The organism is Rhodococcus yunnanensis NBRC 103083, assembly GCF_001895005.1.
Lineage (GTDB): Bacteria > Actinomycetota > Actinomycetes > Mycobacteriales > Mycobacteriaceae > Rhodococcoides > Rhodococcoides yunnanense.
The window spans coordinates 751,334-767,185 of the sequence record NZ_BCXH01000001.1; the positions used below are offsets into that span (position 1 = coordinate 751,334).

A 15,852-nucleotide genomic window follows, 5' to 3' on the forward strand; every position below is an offset into this window, starting at 1 on the left:
GATCCTGGCACGATCGAGACGCGAAACCACCAGGTCGGCAACGAATTCAGGGAAAGATGGGGGAACACCCTGAGGGTCTGTGCGGAGTAGCGGCGGGACTTCAGGAGTAGCGGCGGGTCTTCAGGAGTGGCGGCGGCGGATCTCGGCCAACTCGGCCAACGCGGTCGCCCAACCCTCCAGCCGATCGGTAGCCGAGGTCAACTCGGCTCGACGCACATCGACCGAACTCATCGGCAGACGAGCGGGCGCCGTCAGGCGCGCGGCAGCAGCGACCAACTCCTCGTACTGATCGACGCCGGACTCGAGATCGTGTGCCGCGCCGCTGATCGCCGACTCCAGATGGGCAGCTGCCCTCGCATTGGACTCCGCGGCGCGTTCCATCGATACGACATCGCCTGCCATGGCACGCAGAGCTGCGGCGGCACCCTCGGCGACCTCCATCGTGTCGGCAAGGTCAGCGGGGTCCACCGACTCCGAGCGCGACAGAACGCCGCTCAACTCGTAGAGGCTCCGCTGGGCACCCGCAAGCCGCTGCAACGGTTCGTGCGCAGCGGAGGTACGTGCAGGCAGCGCTGTCCGGCCAGGCCGTTGCGGCGGGAGCGGTTGAGCCCGCAGCCGCCGGAAACGGCCGACTGCGAACACCGCCGGAACCGCGAACAACATCGCGGTGCCGCCCGTCGCGAGCATCATCCATTCCGGTGCCGACGCCGCCGCAAGACCAACGGTGGACGCGGTGGACACTCCCGACGCTCCACCCAGCCAGGACCCGCGTCGGCGTGCACGCCGTATCCGTCGAATCTGCTTCTGCCGCGGATCGTTCCATCTGCCTGCCGCGTCGACCATCGACTCGCCGAACCGACGCGCGCCGTCGGCCGCGGCGCGCACACTCGACACGGACTCGGAAACGGACATGGCCGACCGCGTGTGCGGTCGGCCATGGTTGTGAGTGTTCACCGTTCTCGTACTGCTCCGGCTCAGTTCTGCGTGGGAGGCTCGGGAGTTGCGTTCGGCGACTTGGCAATCGACGGCTTCGGCGTCGACGCCGCATTGCCGGACGGCAACGAATCACCCGCCATCGATGCCCGAATCTGTTCCAGGCGGCTGTGACCGGCCATCTGGACCGATGCCTGCTGAACCTCCATCATGCGACCCGACACGGAGTTCTGCGCCAGCTCGGCGGAACCGAGAGCATCGGCGTAACGACGTTCGATCTTGTCCCGGACAGCATCGAGGCTGGGCGTGTTGCCCGGCGCGGACAAGGTGCTGTCCATCGACCGCAACGACTCGCTGACCTTCTCCTGCATCTTCGCCTGCTCGAGCTGACTGAGCAGCTTGGTGCGCTCGGCAACTTTGGCCTGCAGCGCCATCGCATTCTGCTCGACGGCCTTCTTCGCCTGCGACGCGGCCTGCAGCGACTGATCGTGCAGCACCTTCAGATCCTCGACACCCTGCTCCGCGGTGACGAGCTGTGCTGCGAAGGCCTCGGCCGCGTTGGTGTACTGCGTTGCCTTCTCGGTGTCACCGGCCGTTGCAGCCTGGTCGGCGAGCGTGACGGCCTGACGCGCGTTGGCATTGAGCTTCTCGACTTCGTCGAGCTGGCGACTCAACTTCATCTCCAACTGACGCTGGTTGCCGATCACCGAGGCAGCCTGCTGAGAGAGCGCCTGATGCTGACGCTGCGCATCCTCGATCGCCTGCTGAATCTGAACCTTGGGGTCGGCCTTCTCGTCGATCTTGGAATTGAAGAGCGCCATCATGTACTTCCAGGCCTTGACGAAAGGATTAGCCATGGGTTGATCCTGCCTCCATCTGTAGCGCCGCGTTGGACGCGTAGTGGGTCAGCTGACGTGTGCAGTGACCATCGATGAACCTGCCCGTGCCACGAGAATACTGGTCGAGTCTCTCTGCCGTGCGAACTGCATGCTTCACAGTATCGCCGATCTCCTGTCAGACCGAAGTCCTGTCAGACCGAAGTCCTGTCAGGCCGAAGTCCTGTCAGACCGAAGTCCTGTCAGGCTGAAGTTCCGTCACGCCGCGGCGAGCGCGCGGGTGGGGGCCGGAATGACCACCCGGGTATCTCCCGCGATACGAGGGGACTGCTCGGTGGCGTCGTGCGACCTCTTCTCGGCCGCCGTCGATTCCGACAGGCAGACGCTGACGTCGCTCATCACATCGGACAGTGGAACCGCCAACGCCTCGCAGATAGCTGCAAGAAGTTCGCTCGATGCTTCCTTGCGGCCACGCTCGACCTCGGACAGATATCCGAGGCTGACGCGTGCGGTGTTGGAGACCTCTCGCAATGTGCGACTCTGCGCAACGCGAGTGCGCCGCAGACTGTCGCCGAGTGCTTCACGCAATAGCAGCGCCATCTCGCTCCTCCTCGTTCGAAATCATCCCTGGTGTTCGTTTCGCTACTTCGACCATCTTGAGCTACAACGCAGAGCAGGGTTCGATTGGTTCCCGACCTTATACGTTGGTATGCACGAGCACGCGTCGGAGGAGCTCCGACACGGCTTCACGGACTGTATCCCGTCGAATGCTCCAACGGTCACCTGACAGTCGCAGCTCGTTCACCTCGGTACCGCTTGGACCCGCAATGCCGACGAACACGGTGCCGACAGCGTGTCCGTCCTGACTGTCCGGTCCCGCGACGCCGGTCAGCCCGACACCCCAATCGGCTCCGCAACGCACCCTGGCCCCCTCGGCCAGGCCCGTCGCGGTACTCGCGGCGACCGGCCCGTCCGCGTCGAGCACATCGGCGTTCACCCCTGCCAGCGAGGCCTTCAGATCGGTCGCGTAGACGACGAGGCCACCGCGCAACACCGCGCTGGCGCCGGGAACGCCCGCCAGAGTCGCGGCGAGGAGCCCAGCGGTCAGGGATTCCGCCGTCGCAACGGTCTGTCCACGTTCGGTCAGCACTCGTACGAGACGACCGACGTCCGTGCCGTCGACCAAAGGGTCGGTCACGACGACAACACTCCACGCCTGAGCCGAACCGCTTGGACGAGATAGTCGAGGCCGGTGTACACGGTCAGGAAAACAGCAAGCCCCATCAATCCGACGGATGCGAAACGGACTTCGTCGGGAAGCGGAAAGAGGTACATCCCGATCGCGAAACTCTGCACGAGCGTCTTGACCTTGCCTCCGCGGCCCGCCGGAATGACTCCGTGTCTGATCACGGCGAATCGCACCAGCGTGATACCGATCTCACGGACCGCGATGACGATCGTGACCCACCATGGAAGGTCACCGAGTATCGACAACCCGACGAGCGCGGCGCCGATCAGAGCCTTGTCGGCGATCGGGTCGGCCATCTTTCCGAAATCGGTGACAAGTCCGTACTTGCGAGCCAACTGCCCGTCGATGCGGTCGGTGATCGCGGCTACCGCGAACACGATCGTCGCGCCGATCCGCCACGCGGTGTCGTGTCCGTCGTCGACGAAGAGCACCACCAGGAACACGGGCACCAGCGCGATACGCAGGACCGTGAGGATGTTTGCGATGTTGACGATCGGAACGGAGTCGGAACTTCCTGTTGCGGAGTTGCAGTGCGGCAACTGCGAGCCTGGAGTGACGGGTTCGCTCATGCGGCCCCGTCTCCGAACGTGCTCGCCGCACAACGAAGTCCTTGCCGCAAGGGAACCACTTCGGTGACGGACACACGGAAAGAATATCCGTTGCCGTGTTGACTACTGTTCACCACATGACTTCTGCGCCGAACCGGGCGAGTCGACAGCACATCGACGAGGCTCCGGAACCAGCACACGACGACCATGATCACCGACGCAACGGTGACGAAGTGCTCGTCCGACGTGCGCGCACCTCGGACATTCCCGAGATCAAGCGGCTGATCGACATCTACGCAGGCAAGATCCTGCTGGAGAAGAACCTGGTGACTCTCTACGAGGCCGTGCAGGAATTCTGGGTGGCGGAACGGGCGGAACGCGTCATAGGTTGCGGAGCTCTTCACGTGCTGTGGGCCGATCTCGGCGAGGTTCGCACCGTTGCCGTCGATCCGTCGGCGAAAGGACACGGGGCGGGCCACCTCATCGTCGACAAGCTCGTTCACGTCGCGCGTGATCTTGCGCTGCAGAAACTGTTCGTGCTGACCTTCGAGGTCGACTTCTTCGCCAGACACGGGTTCGCCGAGATCGAGGGCACCCCGGTGACGGCCGAGGTGTACGCCGAGATGTGCCGGTCCTACGACACCGGCGTCGCGGAATTCCTCGATCTGAGCTACGTCAAACCCAACACGCTCGGCAATACCCGAATGCTGCTCTCGCTCTGACAGGATCGAGACACTCCTGCTCGTACGGCCCGAAAAGAGGAAACACTTTCCATGGCACTGTTCTCCGTTGTCTACACGTACTCGCCCAGCACCACCGACGGTCGCGACACCCACCGTGCCGATCACCGCGCATGGCTCGCAAGCCTGCTGGAGAAGAAGATTCTTCTGAGCAGCGGCCCGTACACCGACGGTAGCGGCGCGTTGATCATCGTCGACGGCACCGACCGCGAGTCGGTCCAGGAACTGTTCGCACAGGATCCGTTCGCGCTGGAGAACCTGATCGAGGCCTCGGTGATCACCGAGTGGAATCCGGTCATGGGTGCCTTCGCCTAGTCGACTACACAGACCGTGCGTGCGTAGTGACGTCCGACGTCAGTACGCACGCACGAGCGGGCAGTGCATCACTCCTCGTCGGGGTCGCCTCCCTTGATCGACCACAGCAATCCATCCAGCTCGTCCGGCTTCACCAGCACCTCGCGGGCCTTCGAGCCCTCGCTCGGACCCACGACGCCTCGGTTCTCCATCAGATCCATCAACCTGCCCGCTTTCGCGAATCCGACGCGCAGCTTCCGCTGGAGCATCGATGTCGAGCCGAACTGACTGGTCACAACCAGTTCGACAGCCTGAAGCAGCACGTCCAGATCGTCGCCGATATCCGGGTCGACGTCCTTCTTGTCCGACGCCTTGGCCGCGGTGACCGTCTCGTTGTACTCGGGCTCCGCCTGATTCTTGGCGAAGTCGACTATGGCCGATATCTCCTCGTCGGTGATGAACGCTCCCTGCAGACGCGTCGGCTTGCCCGCCCCCATCGGGAGGAACAGCGCGTCGCCCATGCCGATGAGCTTCTCGGCGCCCGGCTGATCGAGGATGACCCTGGAGTCGGTCAGCGACGACGTCGCGAACGCGAGCCTCGACGGCACGTTGGTCTTGATCAGACCGGTCACCACGTCTACCGACGGCCGCTGCGTGGCGAGCACGAGGTGGATGCCGGCCGCACGAGCCTTCTGGGTGATACGGACGATGGCGTCCTCGACGTCCCTGGGAGCGGTCATCATGAGGTCGGCGAGCTCGTCGACGATAGCGAGAATGTACGGGTACGGGCGGTAGACGCGCTCGCTGCCGAGCGGGGCCGTGATCTCGCCGGATCGCACCTTCTTGTTGAAGTCGTCGATGTGGCGGACCTTGTTCATCTGCATGTCCTGGTACCGCTGTTCCATCTCCTCGACCAGCCACGCCAGCGCTGCCGCTGCCTTCTTCGGCTGCGTGATGATCGGGGTGATGAGGTGCGGAATACCTTCGTACGGCGTCAACTCGACCATCTTCGGGTCGATGAGAATCATCCGGACCTCGTCCGGAGTCGCACGTGCGAGCAACGAGACCAGCATCGAGTTGACGAAACTCGACTTACCGGAACCCGTCGAACCCGCCACCAGGAGGTGGGGCATCTTCGCCAAGTTCGCGCTCTGGAAATTTCCTTCGATGTCCTTTCCGAGCCCGATCACCAACGGATGGTGGTCCTTACGCGTCGACGGCGCGGTCAGCACGTCGGCCAGGCGCACCATCTCCCTGTCCGAGTTCGGCACCTCGATACCGACTGCGGACTTGCCGGGGATCGGCGCGAGCAGACGCACATTGTCCGTGGCGACGGCATAGGCGATGTTGCGCGCGAGAGCGGTGATCTTCTCGACCTTGACGCCCGGGCCGAGTTCGACCTCGTACCGCGTGACGGTCGGTCCGCGAGTGAAGCCCGTGACCGCGGCGTCGATCTTGAACTGCTCGAGTACCTCGGAGATGGCTTCGATCATCGTGTCGTTCGCCTGGCTGCGCGTCTTGGGTGGATCGCCCTCGATCAGAAGCGACAACGACGGGAGCGTGTAGTCCCCATCGACAACACGGTCGACCACGATCTTGTCTTCTTCGGCCGAAGGCTGCGGTTCCGTCGCCTTGACGATGGGCTTCGGCTTGGGGCGCGGCGGTGTCACTGCCGCCGGCGCCGGCGCTTCCGCTTCGGGAGCAATGACCTCCGTCGGAGCCTCCACCGGAGGCGTCCTGCGGGCACGCGACTTCTTGACGGGAACGTATTCCTCGGTCGGGTAGTTGTCGGCGGGAGAGTGCCCTGCGGACCGACCCGAGTCGTACGAGCCTCCCGAGCCGGATGCGTCGACCGGGTACCCGTCGAATCCGCCTTCGTCGTAACCGCCGTATCCGTCGTCGGCGAAGTCCGATCCGTAGTCGGCGGGGTCGTAGTCGCCGTACTCGTCTCCCCTGCTGTCAGTCCCGAACAGCGACCGCAGCCGATCCGGCACGTCCCGCACGGTCGTGCCGGTCAGCAGCAGAACCCCGAAAAGGCCGGCGAGCAGCAGAAGCGGGACGGCGAGCCACACGGTCAGCCCGTCTGCGATGGGACCGCCGGCGACGTAGCCGACGAATCCGCCACCTTTCGAGCGCCCATCGGTGCCTGTGGGCGATCCAGCAGCCATGTGCCACAGACCGAGAACCGGAAGAGCCAGCAGGATCGATCCAAGCACCAACCGCGGACGGATGTCGGGATTGGGCTCCGATCGCATCATGATCACAGCGACGGCGACACCCAGAACGGGTAGGACGTAACCGGCGTTACCGACTACCGCACGTACGGCGATCTCGATCGACTCGCCGATCGGCCCGCCCGCGCTGAACCACACGGCCGCCGCCACGATGACACTGACGGCGATCAGACCGAGCGCGATTCCATCGCGTCGGTGACCGTGCTCGATGTCCTTTGCCTTGCTGACGGTGCGAGTGGTGGCACCGACGCCCTTCGCGGCCATCGACCACGTGGACGAGACGCCACGACCGACAGCCGACAGCACCCCGGTGCCGTTCTTCTTCTTCGCAGGCCGACGTGCCGCCGGGGTCCGTGACGTGGCTCCCCCGCGCGGACCGGTCGACTTTCGAGGAGCAGTGGGCTTCCGTGGAGTCGTCACCGTCCGTGCGGTGCGTCCCCCGGAAGGCTTTCGTGATCCCCCCGAAGCACGCGATGTCGTCGAATCGCCGGCGCTCGAGCTTCGGGTGCTGGTCTTTCCTGCCATGCCCCTAGGCTAGTCGCAAGGGCACCTTCAAAACCATCCGCAACACGAGTAACAGACGTCCCGAGTTGCTCGGACCGCACGTCACACGCAGCTCAGAAGCTCCGATCCAGAGCTCGAACCACGTCGATATCACCCTGCTCGCCCTGGAAATCGACAGCGACCTCGCTGCGGCCGAATACGTACAACAGCAATTCCGACGGCTTGCCCACCAACACGACCTCTCGTCCGCGGCCCTTCTTGACCGTCACCGTGCGTCCGTCGGAGGTACGGAGTGTCACTCCGACCGGCGATGCGCGGTACGCGAGACGGCCCACCAATCCTGCCGCCGACCACAGCGTGTTCTCCATTTTCACCGACAGCGATCGAGGTTGCCACCCTGGATGCGCCCGCCGCAGGTCCTCGTGATGCACGAACATCTCCCCCGCATTGACCAGTGGATCGAGAAGCTTGAACGGCGACCACAACGGCGGGCCGGAGGCGATGTCGGAAATCAGGTCCTCGAAGGGCCGCGACGCGACACGCTTCTGGACCTGCTCGGTGTATCCCGCCAGGAACGGCAGAAGAATGCCGGGGGCCGCGTCGAGGCGTCGATCGCGGACTACGAGGTGCGCGGCAAGATCACGGGCCGTCCACTCACCGCACAACGTCGGTGCGGACTGCCCTACCGCAGTCATCGTCAGGACCAATTCGGCGCGTTCGTGCTGTGCGAGGCTCACAACGATCCACCGTACGTGCCCCGTCGGCGGACACACCGCCCAGCATCCGTAATCTCTGATCGGTGCCGATCTCCGAAATTCTGATCATTCTCGTTGCAGGCTTCGGCGCAGGTGCGATCAACGCGGTAGTCGGATCGGGGACACTCATCACGTTCCCGACTCTCGTGGCATTCGGATATCCGCCGGTGGTTGCGACGATGTCGAACGCGGTCGGGCTCGTGGCTGGCAGTGTTTCCGGCACATGGGGCTACCGACGCGAACTGAAGGGACAATGGTCGCGGCTGAGGTGGCAGATGCCCGCGTCGTTCGTGGGCGCGCTCCTCGGTGCATGGCTGCTCCGCCACTTACCGGAGTCGGTCTTCTCCGCCGTCGTCCCGTTCCTCCTGGTCGGCGCGCTGGTTCTCGTCGTCGCGCAGCCCCGCATCCAGGCATGGGCTCGAAACCGTTCGGAGGCGGCAGGAGTTGCCGCCGATCACGTCAGCCGCACCAAGTTGGTCCTGCTGACCCTCGGGACCTTCGCAGTCGGCGTCTACGGCGGGTATTTCACTGCAGCACAGGGCATTCTGCTGATCGGCGTGATGGGTGTGCTGTTGCCCGACTCGATGCAACGCATGAACGCCGCAAAGAACTTGCTGTCACTCATCGTCAATGTCGTTGCGGCAGCGACCTTCACGATCGTCGCTTTCCACGACATCAGCTGGGCCGCTGCCGGGCTCATCGCAGCGGGTTCGCTGGTCGGCGGTACTGTCGGCGCTCGATACGGCCGAAAACTTTCGCCGTGGGCGTTGCGGGTCACGATCGTCGTGATCGGCCTCATCGGACTGTGGCGACTTCTGGCCTGAGGGCCACGTGCGTGCAGGGTCACGTTCGGACGCAACCCTGCACGCACGGCGTACTACTTCTGGCCGACCGCGATGACGGTCGGAACGATCATCGGCTTGCGGCGGTACTTGTCCGCCACCCACCGGCCCACCACGCGTCGCACTGCCTGAGCGATGCGGTGCGTGTCGGTGACGCCGTCGGAGGCGAGGCGCAGCAGCTCGGCCTCCACCAGCTGGCCTGCCTCCTTGAGCGCGGCCGGGTCGTCGGAGAATCCACGGCCGGACACCTCGGGAGCGGTGACCGCGCGACCCGTCGTCGAATCGACAGCGACGGTGATGGCGATGAAGCCGCCCTCCCCCAGTACGAGTCGATCGGACAATGTCGAGTCACCGACGTCACCGACGGACAATCCATCGACGTAGACATGCCCTACCGGCACCTGCCCGACGATGCGGGCCAGACCGTCGACCATGTCCACCACGACACCGTCCTCGGCGAGGATGACACGGTCGTCGGCGACACCGGTCGCCTTGGCGAGCGCGGCGTTGGCACGCAGGTGCCGCCATTCACCGTGCACCGGCATCGCGTTGGTGGGACGAACGGCGTTGTAGAGATACAGCAGTTCGCCTGCCGACGCGTGACCGGAGACGTGAACCTTGGCATTCTGCTGGGTCACGACGGTTGCACCCCGCTTGGCGAGCCCGTTGACGACAGCGAACACCGAGTTCTCGTTGCCCGGAATCAACGATGACGCCAGCACGACGAGGTCGTTGGCCTTGACGTTGATCTGGCGGTGTTCACCGCGTGCCATGCGCGAGAGTGCGGAGAGCGGCTCGCCCTGGGATCCGGTGGAGATCAATACGAGGCGGTCGTCGGGCAGCGTCGCCGCCGTGTCGACGTTGACCTCGAGACCCTCGGGCACGCGCAGGTATCCGAGGTCCTGGGCGATCTGCATGTTGCGCACCATCGATCGACCGACGAACGCGATGCGGCGGTTGTATCGCTCCGCGACGTCGATGACCTGCTGAATCCGGTGCACGTGGCTCGCGAACGACGCCACGATGACGCGTTGCTTCGCCTTGCCGATGACAGTGTCGAGCACACCGCCGATCTCGCGCTCCGGTGTGACGAATCCCGGTACCTCGGCGTTGGTGGAGTCCACCAGGAAGAGGTCGACGCCTTCGTCGCCCAAGCGTGAGAAGCCGGCGAGGTCGGTCAGTCGGCCGTCGAGGGGCAGCTGATCGAGCTTGATGTCGCCGGTGTGCAGAGCCAGCCCTGCCTCGGTGCGGATCGCGATCGCCAACGCGTCGGGAATCGAGTGATTGACGGCGAAGTACTCGCACTCGAACGGCCCGTGCTTCGTCTTCTGGCCTTCGATGACCTCGACCAGGTTGGGACGAAGGCGATGTTCGCGGCACTTGGCCGCAACGAGGGCGAGAGTGAACTTCGATCCCACGACCGGCACGTCCGGCCGTAGACGAAGGAGGAACGGAACCGCGCCGATGTGGTCCTCGTGGCCGTGGGTGAGCACCACTGCCTCGACATCGGCCATGCGGTTCTCGATGTGCCGAAAGTCCGGGAGAATCAGGTCGACGCCCGGCTGCTGATCCTCGGGGAACAGAACGCCGCAGTCGACGATCAGAAGCTTGCCCTGATGTTCGAAGACGGTCATGTTGCGACCGATTTCGCCGATGCCGCCGAGCGCGACGATGCGCAAACCCTTGAACGGCGCTTTCGGCGGAGTGCCGAGGCGGTCGGTCGGGTCGAACTCCTTGCGGGTATCAGGCCGCTGGGTTCGCGCCGAACTCTGCACGACAGGCTTCGATGCCTGCGCGGGCTTGTCTGCTGGAGGTCCGGCGCTTCGGGTGGCGCGGCCGCGTGATCGTGCTGGTCTACTCATACAAGAACTCCTGCTGCTCGCAGGTCTGCTGCGAGCAATTCGATTTGGTCGATGCTCGGTGGCACCTGGGGAAGTCTGGGTTCACCGACGTCCAGTCCGATGAGTCGTAGGCCCGCCTTGGCTGCGCTGACGCCTCCGAGGCGTGAGACGGACCTGATGACGGGGATGAGGCTCGCGTTGATCGCCTGTGCGCGTGCGATGTCGCCGACCATGAACGCCGTGTGCAGCTCGCGGAGGCGCGCAGGCACCAGATGTCCGATCACACTGACGAATCCGGTGGCACCCACGGACAACCACGGCAGGTTCAACGGGTCGTCGCCGGAGAAGAACTGCAATCCAGTGGTGGCGATCAATTCCGCACCTGCGTTGAGGTCTCCCTTCGCGTCCTTGACCGCAAGGATCCTGGGATGTTCGGCCAACCTGCGCAATGTTTCGGTTTCGATGGGAACCACCGAACGAGGAGGAATGTCGTAGAGCATAACCGGAAGGTCGGTAGCGTCTGCGACGGCGGTGAAATGCGCATACAGGCCGGCTTGTGGCGGGCGTGAGTAATACGGGGTGACGACGAGGAGCCCGTGAGCTCCCGCTCGGGCAGCATCGCGGGCCAGTTCGACGCTGTGCGCGGTGTCGTTGGAGCCAGCACCTGCGATGATCCTCGCGCGATGGCCGACAGCTGCGATCACCGCGCGCATCAGTTCGAGCTTCTCGTTCTCGGTGGTGGTCGGCGACTCTCCGGTGGTACCGGCGAGCACCAACCCGTCGTGTCCCTGTTCCACCAGGTGGTGGGCCAGGCGCACACCCGCATCGATATCCAGCTTGCCGTCGGCGGTGAACGGCGTGACCATGGCGGTGAGCACCGTCCCGAACGGTGGCTGGATGGGAGGAGCGGCGTCACCGTATGTCATGGTCAGAAAGGTTACCCGGTGCTCCCCACCCGACCGCTGTCAGACCTCGGTGCCCGTCAGACCTCGGTGACGAAGGGACTCTGTGCCACTTCGGACCCGTCGGGCAGTGTGGCGATCTCGAAGTCGCTGAAGACGTCCGGTGCCACGGCTACCAGCTGACGCAGGCACTCCACTGCGACGCGGCGGATCTCGACGTCGGCATGCTCGGAGGCACGCATCGACACGAAGTGCCGCCAGGCACGGTAGTTTCCGCTGACGACGAGCCGAGTCTCGGTTGCGTTCGGTAGGACCGATCGCGCGGCCTGACGCGCTTGCTTGCCCCGGAGCGCTGCACCGGTCACCCCGTCCAGTTTGTCCTCCAATGCCGACAACAGCTCCACGTACGCGGCCCTGGATGCGTCGGTGGCCTTCTCGAACAGCGCCTCCAGCACCGGATCGCCCTCGATTGCCGGTGGAACGATGACGTTGGCGTCGCGCTCGGGCACGAATCGCTGCGAAAGCTGCGAGTACGAGAAATGCCGGTGCCGAATCAATTCGTGCGTGCACGAGCGCGAAATGCCGGTGATGTAGAAACTGACACTGGCATGTTCGAGTACCGACAGGTGCCCGACATCGAGCAGATGCTGCACGTACGACGCATTGGTGGCGGTACGTGGATTCGGTTTGGACCAGCTCTGATAGCACGCACGACCCGCGAACTCCACGAGCGCCTGGCCGCCATCGGCGTCGGTCTCCCACGGAATATCAGCAGGCTGGACAAAATCGGTCTTCGCCACCAACTGCACTTTCAGCGACACCGTCTTCGACACCGTCGTCCCTCCCTCGAGCTGCTGAAATCTCTTCGAACCCTATCCGCTCCACGAGTGACGTCTTGCATGACGTCATCAATGACGTCACACTGGCGTCATGAAACTCGACAAGTACACCGACTCGCTGCGCGCCGACCTGGCTGCCGCCGCCGCCCTCGGCGACGAACACACACGCAGGACCGCCGAAGCGCTCGGCGCCGCAGCCGAGGCGTCGGCCCGACTCATGCTGCTCGGTGCCCTGTCCGAATTCGCAGCCGAGATCTCTACCGAACTCGACGACCGATCCGTTCATGTACGGCTCGACGGCACCGACGCGGTCGGCGAGGTTCGTCGAAGGATCGACGAGGCCGGCAGTGACGACAGAACGAGCAGCGAGAACCCCGACGCACCGGACGGCACCTCCGCCCGATCGACCGACGACTATCCGACGATGGAGGACGTCACCGGCGAAATGAGGCGAGTCACGCTGCGCATGGTCGAACACATGAAGGATCGCGCCGAGGAAGCTGCGTCGTCGAACGGCGTATCACTCAATTCCTGGCTTTCACAGGCGGTTCAAGGCGCGCTACGTGACCAGATGCGCAAGGAACGACCCAACTTCTGACACTATCTCTTCTCGCGCCACGCACGTTCGAACGGCAGTCGCCACGCGTGCGGCGCGATCAACTGGTGAATTGCGTTCGGCCCCCACGATCCCGGTGTGTACAGCCGGACCGGCGGCGGATCGGCGAGCAACGGCGCCGATACCTCCCACAGTCGCTCGATGCCTTCCGCCGTCGTGAACAGTGTGTGATCGCCGTGCATCGCATCGAGAATCAGCCGCTCGTAGGCCTCGAGTACGTCGGAGACACGTTCGGTTTCCTGGATTGCGAACTGCATCGACAATTTGTCCAGCCGCATGCCGGGTCCCGGCCTCTTGCCGTAGAACGAGAGCGAGACCTTCGAGGCGTCGGCCAGGTCGAACGTCAGATGATCCGGTCCCTGCGCGCCGACACCCGATCCTGCAGGAAACATGCTCTTCGGCGGTTCCCGGAATGCGATCGAGATGATGCGTTGTCCCTCGGCCAGCCGCTTTCCTGTCCGCAGATAGAACGGCACCCCCGCCCACCGCCAGTTGTCGATCTCGCATCGCAGTGCGACGAAGGTATCGGTCTCCGAATCCGGCGCCACCCCTGGCTCGTCGCGGTACCCGGAGTACTGCCCGCGCACCACCTTTCGTGGATCCAGCGGGACCATGGAACGAAAGACCTTGTTCTTCTCCTCGCTGATCGCACTCGGTTCCAGTGCCGTCGGCGGTTCCATCGCCATGAACGCGAGTACTTGGAAAAGGTGTGTCACCACCATGTCCTTGAACGCGCCGGTCGACTCGTAGAAATTCGCTCGTCCGTCGAGCGTGAGCTTCTCGGGTATGTCGATCTGGATGTGGTCGATGAAGTTGCGATTCCAGATGGGCTCGAACAGCCCGTTCGCGAATCGAAACGCCAGGATGTTCTGCGCTGGTTCCTTGCCGAGGAAGTGATCGATACGGAAGATCTGGTCCTCGTCGAACGTCTCGTGGACCTTCGCGTTCAATGCGATGGCACTCGCGAGGTCGGTCCCGAACGGCTTCTCCATGATGATGCGGGATCGTTTGACCAGGTCCGCGGCGCCGAGCATCTCCACGACGGCCAGCGCGGCCTTGGGCGGCACGCTGAGATAGTGAAGTCTGCGCGAGTCAGGACCGAGTTCGATTTCCGCCCGTGCCACGGCTTCTCCCAGCGCGGCAGGCCCCGCCTTCTGGGAGACGTAGCTCAATTTTCCGGCGAACTGACGCCACTGCTCCTCGGAGACTTTGCGTGAGGAGAACTCGTCGATTGCTTCGAGCGCCATCTGTCGGAATTCGTCGCTCGTCATCTCCTCGAGCGAGGTGCCTACGACGCGTATGCGTGGGGCCAGATCCGACAGCGCGAGATGCATCATCCCGGACAAGAGTTTGCGACGTGCCAGGTCGCCGGTTGCTCCGAACAGTACGACGACCTGAGGTGGCAGTTCGCTGGAGTGCAGAGACGCGTGCGAGGTCACACCGGTGATAGTGGCACCATTCGACCGTGTCCGCTGAACGAACCCGGAAGTTCACCCGGCAGCAGCGAGCGCGGCCACCAGATCGCCCCTCTCGCCGACGACGACGCGCTCGAGTTCGAGCCAGTCCGCCATTTCTCGGAGCTCCTGCATCAACTCCGCCGCGACGGCTCCGGCATCGCGGTCGCCGTCCAAGAACGCCCCGAGCACCTGTAGCTCGGACCGCGCTCGGTCCCCTTTGAGGTCGACGCGGGCGACCAACTCGTCGCCGAGCAGAAACGGGAAGACGTAGTAACCGTGAGTTCGCTTGTGCTGCGGCGTGTAGATCTCGATCCGGTAGTGGAAATCGAAGAGTCGCTCGACGCGCGGCCGGAAGAAGATCATCGGATCGAACGGGCACAGCAACGCACGCCCGCGCGCAGACCGTGGTACCCGAGCCTCGCTGTGCAGATACGCCTGCGCGCCCCACCCCCGCACGTGCACCGGCTCCAGAGTTCCGTCCTCGACGAGATCGGTGATCGCATTCTTGGTCTGCTTCTGCGAAAGCCGGTAGTAGTCACGGAGATCCGGCTCTGTTGCGATGCCGAGTGCACCAGCGGATTTCGACACGAGCGTACGAACTGCGTCTTCCTCGTCCACCTCCCGGGCGAGGATAGCGGCGGGAATCACGTGCTCGGTCAGGTCGTAGTGACGAACGAATCCGGCACGGGTCGCCACCGACACGACGCCCGCGGCGAACAGTTGCTCGCACACGACCTTGACTTCGCTTCGATCCCACCACGGCCCCTTGCGACCGGGGCGCTCGACTTCGAGTTCGCGTTCGATGTCCCCCGCACTCGACGGACCTCGATCGGCGATGACGCCGAGAACGTCGTCGGCGAGGGTCGGATTCCGTTCGAGGATCGACTTGGCACCGCCCCACCTACCGTGCTCGTACAACTGTGTCCGCCAGCGCATCAGCGGCCAGTCCTCCACGGGAATCAACGCGGCCTCGTGTGCCCAGTACTCGACCAGCTTTCTGGGTCGCCGCGTCGTGTCGGTCCACGCTGCGGTGTCGAGATCGCTTCGGTCGTACGAACCGATCCGACTGAACACCGGCGCGTAGTGCGCGCGAACCAGCACCGACACCGAGTCGATCTGTAGCAACTGTGTCCGGCCGAGGACGTTCGCCACGGCCCGCGGCGAGGCAGAGCCGACCGTGGCCTTGCGTGGCGTTGCCAATCCCTGCGCAGCCAGCGCGGTACGTCTGGCCATGGCAGCACTCATGTCGCGCATGAGGCCAC

The 15,852-nt window shown here is 64.3% G+C and carries 16 protein-coding genes; 4 read left to right on the plus strand and 12 right to left on the minus strand.

Going from position 1 to position 15,852, the window contains the following annotated elements; genetic code table 11:
- Positions 1–120: 120 nt before the first annotated feature.
- The 5 genes from pspM to pgsA form a co-directional block, all read right to left on the minus strand.
- Positions 121–912, minus strand: coding sequence for a phage shock envelope stress response protein PspM (pspM, locus tag RY1_RS03365; RefSeq protein ID WP_174565308.1), 792 nt, complete (start codon positions 910–912; stop codon positions 121–123).
- A gap of 62 nt (positions 913–974) precedes the next feature.
- Positions 975–1,790: a PspA/IM30 family protein gene (locus RY1_RS03370; RefSeq protein ID WP_072802039.1), complete on the minus strand. Its 816-nt coding sequence runs from the start codon at positions 1,788–1,790 to the stop codon at positions 975–977.
- Positions 1,791–2,027: 237 nt separating this feature from the next.
- Positions 2,028–2,369: a helix-turn-helix domain-containing protein gene (locus RY1_RS03375; protein ID WP_072802040.1), complete on the minus strand. Its 342-nt coding sequence runs from the start codon at positions 2,367–2,369 to the stop codon at positions 2,028–2,030.
- A 97-nt stretch (positions 2,370–2,466) separates the two neighbouring features.
- On the minus strand, positions 2,467–2,967 hold the full coding sequence (locus RY1_RS03380) for a CinA family protein (protein ID WP_072802041.1): 501 nt from the start codon (positions 2,965–2,967) through the stop codon (positions 2,467–2,469).
- Positions 2,964–3,587, minus strand: coding sequence for a CDP-diacylglycerol--glycerol-3-phosphate 3-phosphatidyltransferase (gene pgsA, locus RY1_RS03385; RefSeq protein WP_072802042.1), 624 nt, complete (start codon positions 3,585–3,587; stop codon positions 2,964–2,966). Before pgsA ends, RY1_RS03380 begins: the two co-directional genes overlap by 4 nt.
- Positions 3,588–3,703: 116 nt before the next feature.
- Between pgsA and RY1_RS03390 the strand changes: the two genes are divergently transcribed.
- Positions 3,704–4,288, plus strand: a complete 585-nt coding sequence (locus tag RY1_RS03390) for an amino-acid N-acetyltransferase (RefSeq protein ID WP_371829436.1) — start codon at positions 3,704–3,706, stop codon at positions 4,286–4,288.
- Between the two features lie 51 nt (positions 4,289–4,339).
- Positions 4,340–4,621, plus strand: a complete 282-nt coding sequence (locus RY1_RS03395) for a YciI family protein (RefSeq protein ID WP_072802043.1) — start codon at positions 4,340–4,342, stop codon at positions 4,619–4,621.
- Between the two features lie 68 nt (positions 4,622–4,689).
- Here the strand turns inward: RY1_RS03395 and RY1_RS03400 are convergent, their stop codons facing one another.
- Both RY1_RS03400 and RY1_RS03410 read right to left on the minus strand, forming a co-directional pair.
- Entirely contained in the window at positions 4,690–7,359 is a 2,670-nt protein-coding gene (locus RY1_RS03400) for an FtsK/SpoIIIE family DNA translocase (protein WP_174565309.1), read from the minus strand.
- A 92-nt stretch (positions 7,360–7,451) separates the two neighbouring features.
- Positions 7,452–8,075 (minus strand): TIGR03085 family metal-binding protein, encoded by a 624-nt coding sequence (locus RY1_RS03410; RefSeq protein WP_072802045.1) that lies wholly within the window; start codon positions 8,073–8,075, stop codon positions 7,452–7,454.
- Positions 8,076–8,137: 62 nt separating this feature from the next.
- Here RY1_RS03410 and RY1_RS03415 point away from each other — a divergent pair, with 62 nt between their 5' ends.
- Complete coding sequence (locus RY1_RS03415) at positions 8,138–8,917, plus strand: sulfite exporter TauE/SafE family protein (protein WP_072802046.1); 780 nt, start codon at positions 8,138–8,140, stop codon at positions 8,915–8,917.
- 53 nt (positions 8,918–8,970) lie between these two features.
- Here the strand turns inward: RY1_RS03415 and RY1_RS03420 are convergent, their stop codons facing one another.
- From RY1_RS03420 to thyX, 3 genes are read right to left on the minus strand one after another with little or no spacing between them, the layout of a single operon-like run.
- On the minus strand, positions 8,971–10,797 hold the full coding sequence (locus RY1_RS03420; RefSeq protein WP_084727146.1) for a ribonuclease J: 1,827 nt from the start codon (positions 10,795–10,797) through the stop codon (positions 8,971–8,973).
- Positions 10,794–11,702, minus strand: coding sequence for a 4-hydroxy-tetrahydrodipicolinate synthase (gene dapA, locus RY1_RS03425; protein ID WP_072802048.1), 909 nt, complete (start codon positions 11,700–11,702; stop codon positions 10,794–10,796). The genes RY1_RS03420 and dapA overlap by 4 nt, the downstream gene beginning before the upstream one ends.
- A 56-nt stretch (positions 11,703–11,758) precedes the next feature.
- Entirely contained in the window at positions 11,759–12,511 is a 753-nt protein-coding gene (gene thyX, locus RY1_RS03430; protein WP_072802049.1) for an FAD-dependent thymidylate synthase, read from the minus strand.
- Positions 12,512–12,608: 97 nt separating this feature from the next.
- On the opposite strand from thyX, the gene RY1_RS03435 reads away from it, so the two are divergent.
- Positions 12,609–13,115 carry an Arc family DNA-binding protein gene (locus tag RY1_RS03435; protein ID WP_072802050.1) on the plus strand — a complete coding sequence of 169 codons (507 nt, stop codon included), beginning with the start codon at positions 12,609–12,611 and terminating at the stop codon, positions 13,113–13,115.
- A 2-nt stretch (positions 13,116–13,117) separates the two neighbouring features.
- Here the strand turns inward: RY1_RS03435 and zwf are convergent, their stop codons facing one another.
- Positions 13,118–14,572 (minus strand): glucose-6-phosphate dehydrogenase, encoded by a 1,455-nt coding sequence (zwf, locus tag RY1_RS03440; protein WP_072802051.1) that lies wholly within the window; start codon positions 14,570–14,572, stop codon positions 13,118–13,120.
- A gap of 51 nt (positions 14,573–14,623) precedes the next feature.
- Complete coding sequence (locus RY1_RS03445) at positions 14,624–15,844, minus strand: winged helix-turn-helix domain-containing protein (protein WP_072802052.1); 1,221 nt, start codon at positions 15,842–15,844, stop codon at positions 14,624–14,626.
- Positions 15,845–15,852: the final 8 nt, after the last annotated feature.